The following is a 15,940-nucleotide window of genomic DNA, read 5'->3' on the forward strand; positions in this document are numbered from 1 at the left end:
AATTCGCACGCGGGAATCCGAAGGCATGAAGCCGCTTCGCTAGATACTATGGGAAGGGCTGCCTAGGTATAGGTAGCACGCGTGTTTCAACGGCCGCGCGAGGCGGCGAGCGCCGTCAAGGCGCTGGCAATCGATTCGATGACGCTATCCCAGTCGCCCAACGCGGGTTGCCTGAACAACCGCGCGCTTGGGTACCACGGGCTGTCTTCGCGCTCGAGCATCCAGCGCCAGCAGGTGTCGAGCCGGTTCAGGATCCACACGGGTTTGTCCAGCGCGCCCGCCAAATGCGCCGTCGACGTATCCACCGAGATCACCAAGTCGAGGTTGTCGACGAGCGCCGCCGTATCGGCGAAATCGGTCAGCTCCGCAGTCCAATCGATCACGCGCCGGCTCGGCTCGTGGCGCTCGCGCATCGCACTCAATTGATGTGCAGCGTTTTCGCCTTTTTGCAGGCTGAAGAACTGCACGCCGGGCACTTCGACGATCGGCGCAAAGCGGTCGTAGGCGAGCGAACGGCGTGCATCGTTCTTGCGCAACTCGGGCACGTGCGGACGGTGGCCGCCCGCCCATACGAGGCCGACCTTCAAGGAAGGCGCGCCAGCCACTTCTTCGATGCGGGTGCGAAAGCGCGCCGAGGCGGCACGATCGGCGAGGAGGTAAGGCGTTCGCGCAGGGATCGTTGCAATCGTTGTGTGCAACGCGAGCGGTAAACTCAGCAACGGGCTGTGACAATCGAAAGGAGGCAGCGCCTCGCCTGCGGTCACGAGCTCGCTCACGCCGTCGAGCCCGGCCAAAAGGCGGGTGAGCTCGGGCTGAGCTTCGAGCACGACCCGCGCGCCCTGCGCCGCGACGAGTCGAGCGTAGCGGCAAAACTGCAACGTGTCGCCAAGGCCCTGCTCGGCATGAAGCAGGATCGTCTTGCCGTCGAGCGGGGTGTCGCCGAGCCATAACGGCGCATCGAAGTCCCGCCGGCTCGGCGCGATGCGCTTGCGCTGCCAGCGCCATTCGTATTCGGCGAAGCCCGTGGCGAGCTCGCCGGTTTGCAGCAAGCAAAGCGCGCGGTTCCAATGCGTTTCCGCCGAATCGGGGGCAAGCGCTAACGCGCGCTCGTAGCAGGCGAGCGCGTCGGCATGCCGATTCATGTCGACGTACGTCAGCCCCAGATTGTTCCAAGCATCCGCGAGGTTCGATGCCGCGGACAACGCACGCTCATAGCTTGCTTGCGCCTCGAGCGGACGATTCAGATCGGACAAAGCATTGCCGCGGTTGCTCCATGCTTCGGCGTAGTTCGGGCGCAGTGCGATTGCCTGGTCGCAACTGGCCACGGCGTCTTGCGGGTGGCCCAGGTCCCGCAGCGCACAGCTGCGGTTGCTCCACGCTTCAGGAAAATCGGGCTTGGCCGACAGGGCTTTTTCGAAGCTGGCGAGCGCCTCCCCGGGGCGCTCCAGTGCAGCTAACGCCATGCCGCGGTTGTTGAGCGCATCGGCAAACCCGGCCTTGAGCGCGAGCGCGCGGTTGGCGGCGGCAAGCGCCGCATCGTGGCGGCCGAGTGCGTTCAGGGCGAAGGCCAAGTTCGAATGCACATGGGCATGCCGCGGGTCGACCTCGAGCGCCTTGCTCAGCCATGCGACCCCTTCTTCGTGCCGGCCTGTCTGCAAGGCGAGCGCGCCCAGCAGTTGCAGTGCATCGAAATGACGAGGGCGCAGTGCGAGGATTTCACCGTAGACGGTTTCTGCTTCGGCCAATGCGCCGTTTTGCTGAAGCTCGACGGCTTCGCGAAGCAGTTGGTCGATGTGGCGTGGGCTGCCGGGCTTGTTCATGGGCGTGACGGTTCGGTGCGGCGAGCGGCGCGTGCGGCATCGGGCAAATGGTGGCGATTATCGCCGATCCCCGCGACATGCTTTCACGCGCGCGCGGCAGCATCGATCACAGCGAGCGTATGTCCGCCGCCGCCGTTTGGCCGAACGCGTCGGACAGCAGGTATCCGACGAAGTTGCTGGCGGCCTCTTCGGGCGACGTCAATTGCCCGTTGCGCTTCATTTGCTCGAAGCGTTCGCGCATCGGAAAGCGCGCATCGTCGACGCCGCGGATCTGCGCCTGCATGTCCGTATCGACGACGCCCGGGGCGACGCTCGCGATGCGCAAGCCGCGTTCGGCGTCGAGGGCGGCCGCGCGGGCGTGATGATCGAGCGCGGCCTTGGTCGCGCAATAGACGTTCCATCCCGCATACGGATTGCGCGCAGCGCCGCTCGATACGTGCGCGATGCGGCGATCGGGCACCTCGGCCGTGGCGGCGCAAAACGCACTCGAAAGCATCAGCGGCGCCGCGACGTTCAGCGCGACCGCGCGCCCGACTTCGAGCGGCGGCTGCACCGAGCTAGGGCCCACCGGCCCGAGCGTGCCTGCGTTGTTGACGAGCAGGCCAAGCTGTGCCCCGCCGACGAACTTGGCCAATCGATCGCCTGCGAGCCATTGTGCAACCGCTTGGCTGTCGGAGAGATCGAGTTCCACCTCTTCGAAGCTGCCCGGGTGCTGGGCAGCCCTCGCCGCTGGCGGCGCAGGCGAGCGCGAGACACCGAGCACGTCGATGCCGCGCGAGCGCAGGGCATCGACGATCGCCGCACCGAGGCCGCGGGTATGCCCTGTGACGATGGCTTTGGTGACGAGCTTCGAAGTAGGCGTCATGGTCTCTTCAGTCGTGGATCAAGCGGTTTCCAGCGCGGGATAGTCGACGTAACCGGCAGCGCCCGCGGCGTAGTAGGTCTCGGGATTCGGTTTGTTCAGCGGCGCATCGAGCTTGAAGCGCGTGGGCAGATCGGGGTTCGCGATGAACAACTGGCCCCACGCCACGGCATCCGCTTCGCCTGCGTCGAGTGTGTGCTGCGCCGTTTCCTTCGTGAACTTCTCGTTCGCAATATAAACGCCGCCGAATGCTTGCTTCAACCGAGGCCCGAGACGATTCTCGCCCAGCGATTCGCGTGCGCAGATGAACGCGATGCGGCGCTTCCCGAGTTCGCGCGCGACATAGCCGAACGTTTCGGCAGGATTCGAATCGCCCATCGTGTGGGCATCGCCGCGCGGCGCGAGATGCACGCCAACCCGGCCCGCACCCCACACCGCAATGCATTCGTCGACGATTTCGAGCAAAAGCCGTGCGCGGTTTTCGATCGGACCGCCGTAAGCATCGGTGCGCTGGTTCGTGCTGTCTTGGAGGAATTGATCGAGAAGATAGCCGTTCGCGCCGTGCACCTCGACGCCGTCGAAACCCGCGGCCTTGGCGTTTTCGGCGCCCCTGCGGAAGGCGGCGACGATGTCGGCGATTTCATCCAGTTCGAGCGCGCGCGGCGTGACGAACGGCCGTTGCGGACGCACGAGGCTGACGTGACCGCTCGGTGCGATGGCGCTAGGCGCTACCGGCAGCTCGCCATTCAGAAAGAGGGGATCGGAGACGCGACCGACGTGCCACAACTGCAAGAAAATGCGGCCGCCAGCGGCATGGACGGCCTCCGTGACGAGCTTCCATCCTGCCACTTGCTCGGCCGACCAAATGCCCGGCGTGGCTGCATAGCCGACACCCTGTGGGGTGACGGAGGTCGCTTCGCTGAGAATGAGGCCGGCCGATGCGCGTTCCGCATAGTACTGGGCCATCAAACTGTTCGGCAGGCGTTCGTCGCCCGCGCGCTGGCGCGTGAGCGGGGCCATGATGATGCGGTTGGGCAAGGTCAAATCGCCGACGACGAGCGGATCGAACAATGTGGGCATGGCAAGCTTTCCTCATAAGCGCGACGGATCGAGCTCGTCGCGATGCTAGCGTCAATGGGGTTCATCGCTGTGCCGCCCAGCTGGGACGGCGGCGGCCCTATAGGTCGTTGTGCAGCGATGCGAGAAACGCTTGAATGACGGTTTCGTTTCGCTTGAAAAAGCTCCACTGACCGATCCGCTTCACCGTGACGAGTCCCGCGCTTTGCAGCGTCGCGAGGTGGGCCGACACCGTCGACTGCGACAAGCCGCAGCGCGCGTTGATCTGCCCGACGCATACGCCGCATTCGAGCGGTACCTCTTGCGCGGGAAAGCAAGCCTCCGGCTCCTTGAGCCACGCGAGGATCTCGCGTCGCACAGGATTGGCCAGGGCCTTGTGGATGGCGTCTATATCTATCGTCATTTCAAACGTCCGGGCGTCCGTGCAGCGGGCACAAAACCCGATGGCAGGATCGCCGTTGACTGAATCTTATATCGTTTTTTTACGATATAAGTAAAGCCCACGTTTGCGAAGGGGTTGATAGGTGTCGACACACAAAAAAGCCAGCGGCCCCGAGATTGAGAAGATCATCGAGCAAAACGAAATGGCCGCGCGTGCGATCGCTTCGTAACCCTCGCCGCAACGCGTGGCGGCGAGGGTTGATAAGGGCAGAGCGGGCTAGGGGAGTCTGGCGGCCCGGCACAGCGCTTGCGCATCCGCGGCAAGCGCTTTGGGCACCGTCTCGCGCAGGTAGTCCATGAACGTCTTGATCTTGGCGTCGAGGTACTTTCGTGAGGCGTGCACTGCATAGGCGGTCAGCCTCTGCAGGCGATACTCGTGCAATACACGCACTAGTTCACCGCGATCGAACATGGCCAGCGCTGTCGACATCGGCAGCGCGCCAATGCCGATGCCTTCGCGCAGGGCGACACTAAGCGCATCGGGCAGATTGATTTCGACGGGCGCCTTCGGGAAAGCAACCGTCTCCCGGCCGTTGGGGCCGTGCAGATGCCAGCGATCGCGCGGAAGAAACGTCGTGACGAACTGCAGGCACGTGTGCGCTTCGAGGTCCTGCGCTGTGCGCGGCACGCCGTGCGTATTCAGATACGCGGGCGCCGCGCACAACACGTTATGGACATCGCCGAGCCGGTGCGACACGAGTCGCGAGTCCGGCAGTTCGGTCGTACTCAACTGGAGCATCACGTCGTAGCCGGCCTCAATGATATCGGGCGTGTGGTGCGACAACGTCAATTCGATCGACACCGCGGGGTAGCTCTCGCGATAGCGCACGAGCGTTGGGACAACGTACGCCTGGCCAAAGCTCGGCGATGCATGAACGCGCAGCCGCCCTGAAGGGTCGACCCGCGCATTGGCTGCCTCTGCCTCCGCCTCGTCGACACACTCGAGGATCCGCTTGCATCGATCCAGATAGCGCTGTCCCGCTTCGGTTAGCGCAAGCCGTCGCGTACTCCGATGCAGCAGGCGCGTGCGCAACTGCGACTCGAGTTGCGAGATCGCCCGCGACGCATTGGCGGTTTGAATGTCCAAGCGCGAGGCCGCGCCCGTAAAGCTTCCTTCTTCCGCTATGCGGACGAATATCCGCATCATGTCCAGCTTGTCCATTAAGCGTTTTCCGCGAAAGATCTGCCTCGCACGCAACTTCGCGCCACGCGAGATCCCCTATAAATGAAGGCGAATCTGTTCGGAAAATGTCCGTATCACTTCTTCGTTACGTGAAAGAAACATCCATTGTCCGACTCGTGTCGAAACGAGCAGTCCTGCTTCGACCAGCACGGCAAGGTGCGCCGATACGGTGGACTGCGCGAGCCCGCTGCGCGCCTGGATGGCGTGTGCAGGCACGCCGCGGCCCAGATCGACATGGCCTTGCGGAAAGGCATCGGCGGGGATCCTCAGCCACGCCAGGATCTCGCGCCGCAGTGGATTGGCGAGTGCCTTATGAATTCGATTCGCGTCTATCATTGGGTTCCTTGCGCCTGTTCGCGGCACTTCAATGCGGCTGCATCAACAACCTTCTGGCAATCGCTTCCGCCGTACTTGCTCCAAGGTCTTCCCGTACGATCGACAGCGCCAGATGAATACCAGCGCTAGCGCCGCCCGATGAATAGAGGTTGCCATCCTTCAGGCAGCCTGGACTGGACATGACGTGCACGCGTGGATATTCGGCTGCGAGGCGGTGAGCGTCGCGCCAATGCGTGGTTAGCCAGCGACGGTCGGCAACGCCGGCGCGCGCCAGCAAAAACGCGCCATTGGAAATGCAGGCCAGCCTTTGCGTTCTGGGCCCGGCGTCGCCGAGCCACGTGACGAGTTCGCGATGCTCGCGCACCGAACTGACCACGGGCGACCCGGGCACAACGACGACATCGAATCGCGCGCGCGTTTCGAACAGGCATTCAGTCGTGCCCACCGCCGTGCCGTTGGAGGACAGCACGGGCCCAGGCGAGGTCCCGACGACGTGCGGCTCATAAAACGCGCGGCCATACAGGCGATTCGCGGCATGAAACACATCCATCGGGCCGCTCACCTCGAGCAGTTGAAACCCCGCGTAGAGCAACATCGCGATACGCATGCGCCGTTACCCAGAGAACGCCTGCTCGACCAGCGCGGATTGGCGCGCGACGTGCGCCGAATGGTACCCCGGCGCGGTCGAAGCGCCGGCCTCAGGACCAGCGTAGACGAGCTTCGCACCCGATGCCAGCAACTCGCGCAACTGCGGCTCGACGAAACTCCATGCTCCCTGGTTGCGCGATTCCTCCTGGCACCAAACGACCGTATTCAGGTTTGGATATCGCGCGAATTCGGCGGCTAGCTGTTGTGCAGGAAACGGATAAAGCTGTTCGACGCGCACGATCGGCGTGTCGGTCGCGTCCGCGCGGCGACGCTCGATCAACTCGAAATACACCTTGCCCGTGGCCGCAATGACGCGCTCGACACGGGATGCCCGCGACGCTTCGATTTGCGTGTCCGGGAGAACCGCGCGAAATTCGCCCTCGCTCAATTCTTCGAACGTGCTGACCGCTTCCGGGTGCCGCAGCAGCGACTTGGGCGTCATGACGACAAGCGGGCGGCGATCGGATGCGAGCGCCTGCATGCGCAGCAAATGGAATAGCTGCGCGGGCGTCGTCGGCTGGACGACGCGCATGTTGTCCTGCGCGCTCAGTTGCAGATAGCGTTCGAGCCTGCCCGATGCATGCTCGGGTCCCGCACCTTCCTGCCCGTGAGGAAGGAAGAGCGTCAGGCCGCTGCTTTGCCCCCACTTGGCGGCGGCCGCTGCGATGAACTGGTCGATCACCACCTGCGCGCCGTTTGCGAAGTCGCCAAATTGCGCTTCCCAGATCACCAGCGCATCTCGGTTCACCGTCGTATAGCCGTACTCGAACGCGAGTACCGCTGCTTCGGAGAGGATGGAGTTCGTCACGCTAAAGCGGCCCGGCGTTCTTCCCCCCGCATCATCGATATGATCGAGCGGAATATAAACGCCATCCGGACGGTTCATGCGCGTTTGATCGTGCAGCACGGCGTGACGATGATTAAACGTCCCGCGCGCGCTATCCTGCCCGCTCAGTCGAACGCTGACCCCCGCGCCGAGCAGGGAAGCGAAGGCCAGATGCTCGCCCATGCCCCAGTCGAGCTGCCGTTTTCCCGAGGCCATTTCCTGCCGCCCGGTGATCATTTTTTTGACGAGCGGATGAAGCGCAAGGCTTTCAGGAACGGTCGATATCTGATGGGCGAGGCTGCGCAGTGTTTCCGTCGAAGGGGCGGGGTGGGAAAGCAGGCTCGCGGCTTTCTCGCGTGAAGAGGAAGCTTCGGAGCCGTCGGTTTCGTTCGCACGCTTGAAGAGTTCACGCTGCGCGCTGATATAGTCCTCGGCTTCTTTCGCTGTCAACACGCCTTGTTGAACCAACTTCTGCGCATAGCGCGTTCTCACACCGGGATGACTTGCGATCGCGCGATACATCAGCGGCTGCGTGATGCCGGGCGTGTCCTGTTCCTGGTGCCCGTATTTGCGGAAGCACACGAGATCGATGACCACGCTCCGCCGAAACGCGGTGCGATAGTCGAGCGCAAGACGCACCGCCATCGCGACGGCTTCGGGGTCGTCGCCATTCACATGCAGGATGGGCGCCTCGATCATCTTGGCGACGTCCGTGGTGTAGAACGACGAACGCGTGTCGCGCGGATCGGACGTCGTGAAACCGATCTGATTATTGACGACAATATGAAGGGTGCCGCCCGTGCCGTGGCCGCGCGTATAGGAGAGGCTCAAGGTCTCCATCACGACACCCTGGCCGGACATCGCCGCGTCGCCGTGAATCTCGACCGGTAGAACCTCGACGCCGTCGGCGCTGCCCAGAACCTCGCTCTTGGCGCGCGCCATGCCCTGCACGACCGGGTTGACGATTTCCAGATGCGACGGGTTGAACGCAAGCATCACTTCGACCGGCCCATCAGGGGTATCGATCGAGCTCGTAAAGCCCTTGTGATATTTCACGTCGCCCGCTGGAAGTCTTTCAGGATCCTTGCCATCGAACTCGTCGAACAGCGCGCGCAATGGCTTGCCGACGATATTCACGAGAACGTTCAGGCGCCCGCGGTGCGCCATGCCCATCACCACCGCGCGCAGTTTCTTCGAAGCCCCGTAGCGGATGACTTCGTCCAGCATCGGAATCAGCGATTCCGCGCCTTCGAGCGAGAAGCGCTTTTGCCCGACGTAGCGTGAATGAAGGTGTTTCTCGATGCCTTCTGCCGCGCTCAGGCGTTCCAATAGTCTGCGCTTTTCCGCAGCCTGCAGAGACGGCTTCGCCCGCGTGGATTCCAGCTGCATCTGCCACCAACGCCGCTGCTCTGCGTCGGTAAGATGCATGAATTCGGCGCCGAGCGTGCCCGTGTAGGTTTGCTCCAGCGCCGTGACGAGTTCTTGCAGCGTGGCGTCGTCGTCGAACAGGTACGTGTCGGCGGTGCTGAATCTCTTCGCCATGTCCGACGACGTCAGGCCATAGTAAGCTGGGGTCAATTCGGCGTAGGCGCGTGGGGGCGTCCACATCAGCGGATCGAGATTGGCCGTGCGCGAGCCGATCATCCGGAACGCGGCGATCAGCGACTGTACCGCCACTTGCTTACGTGCGAGGCCAAGGCCGGAGTCGTTGGCGCGGGTAGTGTCGACTTGGACGATCGCCCGCGGTGCCCGCTTCGCAAGCTCCATAAAACTGGAAATGACCGGAGCGTGCGGCTCGTCATCGCGATCGCTGCCGTCGATGGCGGGCGTTTCGCGCAGTGCATCGAACCACGCCCGCCATTCACCGGTGACCGCATCCGGGTCAACGAGGTAAGTTTCATACTGCTCTTCGACGTAAGGGGCGTTGCCCCCGAAGAGGAAAGAGCTCTGACGTTCTTTCAGCATGATGAATCTGCCTTTGCTCGGTATGCGGTCCAATATCGGGCATAACACGTGGAGTGATGGCGCTAGCGCCTTCCGGCCCGCCCGGGATGTTTGCCCAGCCGCAATCGTGAACACAGTCTAGTTAAGCGTGGCAGTTGGGGAAACGCGCGCATGGTGCCGCTGGCTGCCAATTAGTGGTTGTATTGGGCCACGCTGCCGATTTGTTACACCGACGCAAAATACTTTTTCCGGGGACCGACTGCATCGGCTAACGACCGTGCGTTAAGCTGCGCCACGGTCCTTGTTGGGACACCACCACTGAAGGTCACGGCATGAAAGTCGCCATTGTTGTATTCGATGGTGTGCAGGCGCTAGATGTTGCAGGCCCACTCGATGTGTTTGCAGAGGCAAACACGTTTCTCCCCGAGCATCAGCGCTACGAGGTGACGCTCGTAGGGCGCGCGGCGGGAGCCGTGACTTGCTCGAATGGGATGCAACTGGCTGTCTCGCGTGGCTATGCCGACAGCGACATGCAATGGGACCTGCTCCTCGTAGCTGGCGGGCCGCAGTTGCCCGACGTTCATCCGTCGAACGAGTTGCGCGCCTGGCTGCAAAATCAGGCGCGCAGCGCGAGCCGCTTTGGTTCCGTGTGCAACGGCGCATTTGTCCTGGCTCATGCGGGGCTTCTCGATGGCAAGGAAGTGACGACTCACTGGTCGGATGCCGGCCGTCTGTCCAATGAATTCCCGCACGCCATTGTGCGGCCGGATCGCATTTTCGTTCGTGACGGGCGGTTGTTCACGTCGGCGGGCGTGACCGCGGGCATCGATTTGTGCCTCGCGCTGGTTGCGGAAGACTGGGGGCACGAATTGGCGGTGCGGGTTGCTAAGCGGCTGGTGGTGTATATCCAGCGCGAAGGCGGTCAGTCTCAGTACAGCCCATACATCGGCGCGGGCAAGGATGAGGACCCCATACTCAACAAGGTGTATCGCTATGTGAGCGAGCATATCGCCGATACGCTTTCGATCGAGGCGCTTGCAAGCGCGGCTTCCGTGAGCCGGCGCACCTTGTCGCGCATATTCGCGAAGAACGCGAAGGTCACGCCCTCCGTGTTCGTGGAGCAGATTCGCGTCGACACGGCGAGGAAGCTTTTGGAGGACACGGATGCGCCGCTCAAGACCGTCGCATTCAAATGTGGTTTTCGTAGTGCCACGCATATGCGCACGACATTCTCGCGGCGCCTTAACGTCACGCCAAAACAATATCGCCTGCGATTCCGCGGGGAGGCGAGTGCATAGCGGCAATTCCCCTGCGGAGCTAGCAAACGCCGATTCCGCGACGTTTCTTCCCGACATCATCGAACCCGGCTTGTCGGTATTGTTTTGCGGGATCAATCCGGGCATGCGTGCGGTGGCCACGGGGCGCCACTTCGATGGCAGAGGGAACCGGTTTTGGCGAGTGCTTCACCGCGCCGGCTTTACGCCGGAGGAGTTCCGCCCCGAGAACGACCGTGAGTTGCTGCAGCATGGCTTTGGTCTGACTACGGCGGTCTCGCGCGCGACGCCACGCGCGGACGAATTGTCGGGAGCCGAGCTTCGGGCTGCCGCGGCACGATTGGAGCTGAAGATTCGATGCTACGCGCCACGGTTTGTCGCCTTTCTTGGCAAGATGGCGCTGGCTGAAATGTCCGGCAAGCGAGATATTCAGTGGGGTTTGCAATCCAGCAAGTTCGGCGGCGCGCTCGTTTGGGTTCTGCCCAACCCGAGCGGCTTGAATCGCGCATTCAGCCTCGACGCGCTCGTGAGCGCCTACCGTGAACTTCGTATTGCGGCTCGGTTATCGAGTGGATGAACGAGCGGCTGTAGATGTGGGGCATGCGCTTCGCTGTGCCTCTTCGCTCACGGACCCCAGGCGCACCGCGAACGTCGACGAGTGGTAAGCGAGCCGAATTTTTTGGAGGCGGCGCTGAAGCTACGGCGTTCGACGATGGCTACAAGAACCTGCATCTCGCGAAATCTGCCGTCTTGACTTCCCATGCCGAGTCTCTGGCAAACGAAAGCACAAGCAAAAGCAAAAGCAAAAGAGGTTTTTTGTCTACTGTTTCTGGTTCGTGTTCAGACTTTCATTGATCGTGTCTACTGCGATTCACCCGTGTCCTGTATTTATAGGCCGCGATTCTAAGCATCGCGTTCCATCTGGCATGGCCTCCTCACCTCGATTGACCCAAAAGCGCGCAGCAATGACCCGCGCATAATCAGTCGGGTTTGCAATGACGCAGCGCATACGCGATGGGCGGATCATGGCCGGATGGCCTGGCCGAATTCCCGTAATAGATGGCCCAAAATCAAACCAAGCGAGACTTTAAGAAATCGGGCTCATCTCTGACAATAAAGCCGTCAGTGGATAGTAACGATGCGAGGCGGAACCGATAGTGCGGTCATCGCATCGCGTGAGAATGCTGCGCGCTGAATTGGCTTTCAGTGGAATAGCCATCTCAAACGGTACAGCTAACGAAACCCGAGAAGTTGATGATCGCCATGACAACTGCGGACTCTTTGACGACTGGAACGGCAACGGCAACGGCAACGGCCGCACAGGTACTGGAACCGCGCCCGGTGCGCGAAGCTGCGGCGCCGACGCAGCCTGCCCCCGCGCAAGCTGCGTTTACTGGACGAATCGTGGTGGGCCTGCTCGGCATGCTGTTCGCTTCGTTGCTGGCCATCCTCAACGAACAGGTGACGGCGGCGGCGATGGCAGATATCCAGGGCGCGTTCCTGATCGGACATGACGACGGGACGTACCTCACTTCACTTTTCGAAGCCGCCAACGTCGCGACGATGGTATTCGCGCCCTGGTTCGGCATCACCTTTACGCTCAAGCGCTTCACGATTGGCGCCGTGCTAGCCACGATGTTCTTTGGGTTGCTGTGCCCGTTCGCGCCGAATCTGGCGACGCTCTATGTCTTGCGTATCTTCCAGGGAATCGCGGGCGGCTGTCTGCCCCCCATGCTGATCATCGTGGCGCTGCGTTATCTGCCGCCGAAATTCAAACTGTATGGGCTCGCCGGCTATGCGCTCACGGCGACCTTCGGCCCTGCGCTCGGCACACCGCTCGCCGCGTTGTGGACGGAGTTCGTGAACTGGCGCATGGCATTCTGGCAAATCATTCCGCTCGGCTTGCTGTGCTGTGTTGCGATTCAGCAGGGCCTGCCCGCCGATCCCGTCAAGCTCGAACGCTTTCGCACGTTCAACTGGGTCGGGTTCGTTACAGGCTTCCCCGCGTTCGCCATGCTCGTGACGGGGCTTCTGCAAGGCGACCGGCTCGACTGGTTCGAATCGGACTTTATCCGCGTGATGTTCTGCGGTGGCGGGCTGCTTCTCGTGGTCTTCCTAGTCAACGAGTGGTTTCAGCCCGTGCCATTTTTCAAGCTCCAGTTGCTCGAGCGCAGAAATTTCACGCACGGGCTGTCGACCTTGTTCGGCGCAGTGATCCTGCTCGTGGGCGTCGCGGCGATACCCGGGCAGTTTCTCGCCAAAGTTCACGCGTACCGGCCGCTGCAGACGGCGCCGCTTTCGCTGTTGCTTGCCATTCCGCTGCTGATTACGCTCCCCTTGACGGCGGCTTTATTGAACACGCGGCGCGCCGATCATCGCTGGGTGATCGCGACAGGGCTGGCACTGATGTTCACGACGTGTGCTCTCGGCAGCTTCGTGACGTCCGAGTGGATTCGTGACAACTTCTATGTGCTGCAGGCGCTGCAGATCATCGTACAGCCCATGGTGATCATGTCGATCCTCATGGGCGTAACAACGGGTTTGCCGCCAACGGAAGGCCCGTTCGCTTCGGCAATGTTCAATACGCTCAAGACGTTCTCCGCCGCAATAGCGACGGGTCTGCTCGAAGGCGTGGGCACCGCGCGCGGACACTTCCATTCGAGCATGCTCGTCGACCAACTGGGCAACCGCGCGCTGGTGGCAAGCCCCGGCCTCGTCACACCCTTTGCGCTGAGGCAACTCGCGCACCGTATTCACGAGCAGGCAGTGGTGCTGACTTGCGCCGATCTCTATCGGGTGATGGCGTGCGTTGCGCTCGCTCTGCTTCTTCTTGTCCCTGTGTTGCCGGTGCGGATCTATCCGCCGTGGAGCACCATGCCGCCCGCTTCGAAATGAGGTACGTTTTCCATGTCATCGACCAATCCCATCCCCGCACCGCCCAGATTGAAATGGCTTCGTCTTGCAGCGCTCGCCGTCGTTGCCGGCGTCGCTACGTGGGCCGGCACGAAGCTCCTGTCTCACGCCAGTTCCGAATCCACGAATGACGCCTACGTTGCTGCGGATTTCACGCTCGTGGCGCCGCGAGTCTCGGGGCAGATCACCGACGTGCTGGTGAATGATAATGAAGACGTGAAGGCGGGTCAGCTGTTGGTGCGCATCGACGAGCGCGACTATCGCGCCGCGTTGATGAGCGCCGAGGCTCAGGTGGTGGGCGCGAAGGCGTCGGTGGCAAACTTTGACGCGCAGATCGCGCGCCAGCCTTCGCTCGTCGACCAGGCGCGTGCCACGCTGCGCTCCGACGACGCGGCGATCGGCTTCGCGCGGGCGAACGCGTCGCGCTATCAGAACCTTTCCGTTGCGGGGGCGGGGACCGCGCAGGAGCAACAACAGGCATCGAGCACGCTCGCCGAGCAGCTTGCGCAGCAGTCGCACGATCGGGCGGTTCTGATGGCCACGAAACAGAATCTGGACGTCCTGCGCACCGAGCGCGAGAAGGCCGCTGGCGCGCTTGAACACGCCGAAGCGGTGCTCGAACAGGCGAAGCTCAACCTTTCCTATACGGAAGTCCGCGCGCCCGTCGACGGCAAAGTGGGACGCCGCTCGGCGCGGGTCGGCGCATTCGTGACGCCCGGCGCGCCTTTGCTGGCAATCGTTCCGCTTTCGGATGCATATGTCGTCGCCAACTTCCAGGAGAGCCAGATCACCAATATGCGGCCCGGTGAAAGGGCGCGCGTGACGGTCGACAGCCTTCCCGGCGTCGTGATTCACGGCCGCATCGACAGCCTCGCGCCGGCCACCGGCGTGAGCTTCGCACCGATCTCGCCTGACAACGCAACGGGCAACTTTACGAAGGTGGTGCAGCGCGTGCCAGTCAAGATCACGATCGATCGCGGACAGCCCGCTGCAGCCGCATTGGGGGTCGGCCTCTCAGTGGAAGCCGAGGTGGCCGTTGGGCGGGGCGCAGAAGGGACAGCCGAGGCAGCGGAAAGAAAATGAACACGAGCCAATATTCAATTCGTGCGATCGTTCTCGAGATTCTCGCATGCGTGGCTTTCCTGGCACTTGTGGGTTGCACGGTGGGTCCCGACTTCGAACCGCCAAAGTCGTCGACGCCAGAGGTTTTCAACCGTACGCAGACGGAGCAGGCGCAGAGCAAAGCCGTGGAAGGCCGGTTCGGTCGGCAATGGTGGACGTTGTTCAACGATCCCGTGTTGAACGGCCTGGAAAAGCAACTTGCCGATGCGAACCTGGAAGTGGCGGCTGCGTCGGCGCGCCTGTTGCAAAGCCGCGCCGAGCGGCGCGTGGCGGGCGCAGCCGAATATCCGACGCTCGACGGCGCCGCATCGTATAACCGCGAACGCGGCAGCGAGAACGGCGTTCTCTCGCTGCTTGGGGCGACCCCGACGCAGAGTCAGCCGCAGTCGGCTTCCGGCGCCGCGCCTCTCGGTGTGGCGGCCATGCCGGGGTCCAAGGGCTCGCCTGCCTATAACCTGTATCAGGCCGGCTTCGACGCGTCATGGGAGATCGATATCTGGGGCCGCGTGCGACGCAGCGTGGAAGCGGCGACTGCGCTTTCCGACGCCTCGTATGAGGACCGGAACGCGGTCTTGCTCAGCGCGCGCGCGGAGCTTGCGCGAGACTATATCGAACTGCGCGACACGCAGGAGCTCCTGCAGATCGCGCATCAAAACCTAGACATTGCCAACGACGCGCTGAAGCTCACGCAGGTGCGCGAGCATGAAGGCGTCACCACCGATCTCGATGTTTCGAACGCTGCGGCCCAGGTGGAGAATATCGAGAGCCTAATTCCCACGCTCGAATCGCACTCCGAAACGACGATCAATGCAATCGGCCTGCTGCTCGGCGAGGAGCCAGGCGCGCTGGGGCATACGCTCGCCGCAACTCAGCAGGTGCCCGCGTTGCCCGCGCAGGTGGCGATCGGCTTTCCTTCCGAACTCGTGCGGCGCCGCCCGGATATCCGTAAGGCGGAAGCCGAACTGCACGTGGCGACAGCGTCGATCGGCGTGGCGAAGGCTGATTTTTATCCGCGCATCATGCTTAACGGAAGCGCGGGCTTTCAGAGTCTTCAACTCTCGAGTCTGGCCAGTTGGGCGTCCGGCCAGTTCGTCGCCGGCCCCTCCATTACATTTCCGATCTTCAAAGGTGGTCGCCTGAAAGGCATGCTTCAGCTGCGCGAAGCACAACAGAAGGAGGCCGCGATTGCCTACAGGGAGACGGTGCTGCGCGCGTGGCAGGAGGTGGACGACGCGCTCGTCGCCTACGACGCCGAGCAGTGCCGCCGCGACCGGTTGGCCCGGGCCGTGACCATGAACGAGCGCGCGCTCTCGGTCGCGCGGGATCGATACAAGGCCGGGGCGCTCGATTACCTCGACGTGTTGAACGTGCAGAAGCAGTTGCTCGAAGCGCAAAGCAATCTCGAGCAGAGCAGAGCCACGGCGGCCACGAATCTCATTACGCTTTGCAAAGCGCTGGGAGGCGGATGGGAGTCGACATATGGCGGGTAATCCA

At 62.6% G+C, this 15,940-nt stretch carries 13 protein-coding genes; 5 read left to right on the top strand and 8 right to left on the bottom strand.

Going from position 1 to position 15,940, the window contains the following annotated elements:
* Positions 1-86: 86 nt before the first annotated feature.
* The 8 genes from MMB74_RS12280 to MMB74_RS12315 form a co-directional block, all read right to left on the bottom strand.
* Positions 87-1,820 (bottom strand): tetratricopeptide repeat-containing glycosyltransferase family protein, encoded by a 1,734-nt coding sequence (locus MMB74_RS12280; protein WP_277428891.1) that lies wholly within the window; start codon positions 1,818-1,820, stop codon positions 87-89.
* A gap of 106 nt (positions 1,821-1,926) precedes the next feature.
* A complete protein-coding gene (locus tag MMB74_RS12285; protein WP_277428892.1) occupies positions 1,927-2,685 on the bottom strand; it encodes an SDR family oxidoreductase in 759 nt (252 codons plus the stop codon).
* Positions 2,686-2,703: 18 nt separating this feature from the next.
* Positions 2,704-3,762, bottom strand: coding sequence for an alkene reductase (locus tag MMB74_RS12290; protein WP_277428893.1), 1,059 nt, complete (start codon positions 3,760-3,762; stop codon positions 2,704-2,706).
* Between the two features lie 97 nt (positions 3,763-3,859).
* Complete coding sequence (locus MMB74_RS12295; protein ID WP_277428894.1) at positions 3,860-4,162, bottom strand: helix-turn-helix transcriptional regulator; 303 nt, start codon at positions 4,160-4,162, stop codon at positions 3,860-3,862.
* Between the two features lie 255 nt (positions 4,163-4,417).
* Positions 4,418-5,362: a LysR family transcriptional regulator gene (locus MMB74_RS12300; RefSeq protein WP_277428895.1), complete on the bottom strand. Its 945-nt coding sequence runs from the start codon at positions 5,360-5,362 to the stop codon at positions 4,418-4,420.
* A gap of 57 nt (positions 5,363-5,419) precedes the next feature.
* On the bottom strand, positions 5,420-5,719 hold the full coding sequence (locus MMB74_RS12305; RefSeq protein WP_277428896.1) for a helix-turn-helix domain-containing protein: 300 nt from the start codon (positions 5,717-5,719) through the stop codon (positions 5,420-5,422).
* Between the two features lie 28 nt (positions 5,720-5,747).
* A complete protein-coding gene (locus MMB74_RS12310) occupies positions 5,748-6,326 on the bottom strand; it encodes an AraC family transcriptional regulator (RefSeq protein ID WP_277428897.1) in 579 nt (192 codons plus the stop codon).
* Between the two features lie 6 nt (positions 6,327-6,332).
* Entirely contained in the window at positions 6,333-9,158 is a 2,826-nt protein-coding gene (locus MMB74_RS12315; protein ID WP_277428898.1) for a 2-oxoglutarate dehydrogenase E1 component, read from the bottom strand.
* A gap of 311 nt (positions 9,159-9,469) precedes the next feature.
* Between MMB74_RS12315 and MMB74_RS12320 the strand changes: the two genes are divergently transcribed.
* The 5 genes from MMB74_RS12320 to MMB74_RS12340 all read left to right on the top strand — a co-directional run bounded on the left by MMB74_RS12320 (position 9,470) and on the right by MMB74_RS12340 (position 15,936).
* A complete protein-coding gene (locus MMB74_RS12320; RefSeq protein WP_277428899.1) occupies positions 9,470-10,435 on the top strand; it encodes a GlxA family transcriptional regulator in 966 nt (321 codons plus the stop codon).
* Complete coding sequence (gene mug, locus MMB74_RS12325; RefSeq protein ID WP_277428900.1) at positions 10,428-10,988, top strand: G/U mismatch-specific DNA glycosylase; 561 nt, start codon at positions 10,428-10,430, stop codon at positions 10,986-10,988. The genes MMB74_RS12320 and mug overlap by 8 nt, the downstream gene beginning before the upstream one ends.
* Positions 10,989-11,674: 686 nt before the next feature.
* The gene (locus MMB74_RS12330; protein WP_277428901.1) at positions 11,675-13,306 is read left to right on the top strand and encodes an MFS transporter; all 1,632 of its coding nucleotides are present in this window, start codon (positions 11,675-11,677) and stop codon (positions 13,304-13,306) included.
* A gap of 12 nt (positions 13,307-13,318) precedes the next feature.
* A complete protein-coding gene (locus tag MMB74_RS12335; protein ID WP_277428902.1) occupies positions 13,319-14,407 on the top strand; it encodes an HlyD family secretion protein in 1,089 nt (362 codons plus the stop codon).
* A complete protein-coding gene (locus MMB74_RS12340) occupies positions 14,404-15,936 on the top strand; it encodes an efflux transporter outer membrane subunit (protein ID WP_277428903.1) in 1,533 nt (510 codons plus the stop codon). Before MMB74_RS12335 ends, MMB74_RS12340 begins: the two co-directional genes overlap by 4 nt.
* Positions 15,937-15,940 lie beyond the last annotated feature (4 nt).

Origin of the sequence: Trinickia sp. Y13, assembly GCF_029522115.1 — a bacterium.
In the GTDB taxonomy this organism is placed as follows: domain Bacteria; phylum Pseudomonadota; class Gammaproteobacteria; order Burkholderiales; family Burkholderiaceae; genus Trinickia.

What these genes read in the sequence shown, in the direction of transcription:
- MMB74_RS12340 (WP_277428903.1), top strand. Translation starts at nt 14,404, where the DNA reads ATGAACACGAGCCAATATTCAATTCGTGCGATCGTTCTCGAGATTCTC.
- MMB74_RS12300 (WP_277428895.1), bottom strand. Translation starts at nt 5,362, where the DNA reads ATGGACAAGCTGGACATGATGCGGATATTCGTCCGCATAGCGGAAGAA.
- MMB74_RS12330 (WP_277428901.1), top strand. Translation starts at nt 11,675, where the DNA reads ATGACAACTGCGGACTCTTTGACGACTGGAACGGCAACGGCAACGGCA.
- MMB74_RS12310 (WP_277428897.1), bottom strand. Translation starts at nt 6,326, where the DNA reads ATGCGTATCGCGATGTTGCTCTACGCGGGGTTTCAACTGCTCGAGGTG.
- MMB74_RS12315 (WP_277428898.1), bottom strand. Translation starts at nt 9,158, where the DNA reads ATGCTGAAAGAACGTCAGAGCTCTTTCCTCTTCGGGGGCAACGCCCCT.
- MMB74_RS12285 (WP_277428892.1), bottom strand. Translation starts at nt 2,685, where the DNA reads ATGACGCCTACTTCGAAGCTCGTCACCAAAGCCATCGTCACAGGGCAT.
- MMB74_RS12295 (WP_277428894.1), bottom strand. Translation starts at nt 4,162, where the DNA reads ATGACGATAGATATAGACGCCATCCACAAGGCCCTGGCCAATCCTGTG.
- MMB74_RS12305 (WP_277428896.1), bottom strand. Translation starts at nt 5,719, where the DNA reads ATGATAGACGCGAATCGAATTCATAAGGCACTCGCCAATCCACTGCGG.
- MMB74_RS12335 (WP_277428902.1), top strand. Translation starts at nt 13,319, where the DNA reads ATGTCATCGACCAATCCCATCCCCGCACCGCCCAGATTGAAATGGCTT.
- MMB74_RS12280 (WP_277428891.1), bottom strand. Translation starts at nt 1,820, where the DNA reads ATGAACAAGCCCGGCAGCCCACGCCACATCGACCAACTGCTTCGCGAA.
- MMB74_RS12320 (WP_277428899.1), top strand. Translation starts at nt 9,470, where the DNA reads ATGAAAGTCGCCATTGTTGTATTCGATGGTGTGCAGGCGCTAGATGTT.
- MMB74_RS12290 (WP_277428893.1), bottom strand. Translation starts at nt 3,762, where the DNA reads ATGCCCACATTGTTCGATCCGCTCGTCGTCGGCGATTTGACCTTGCCC.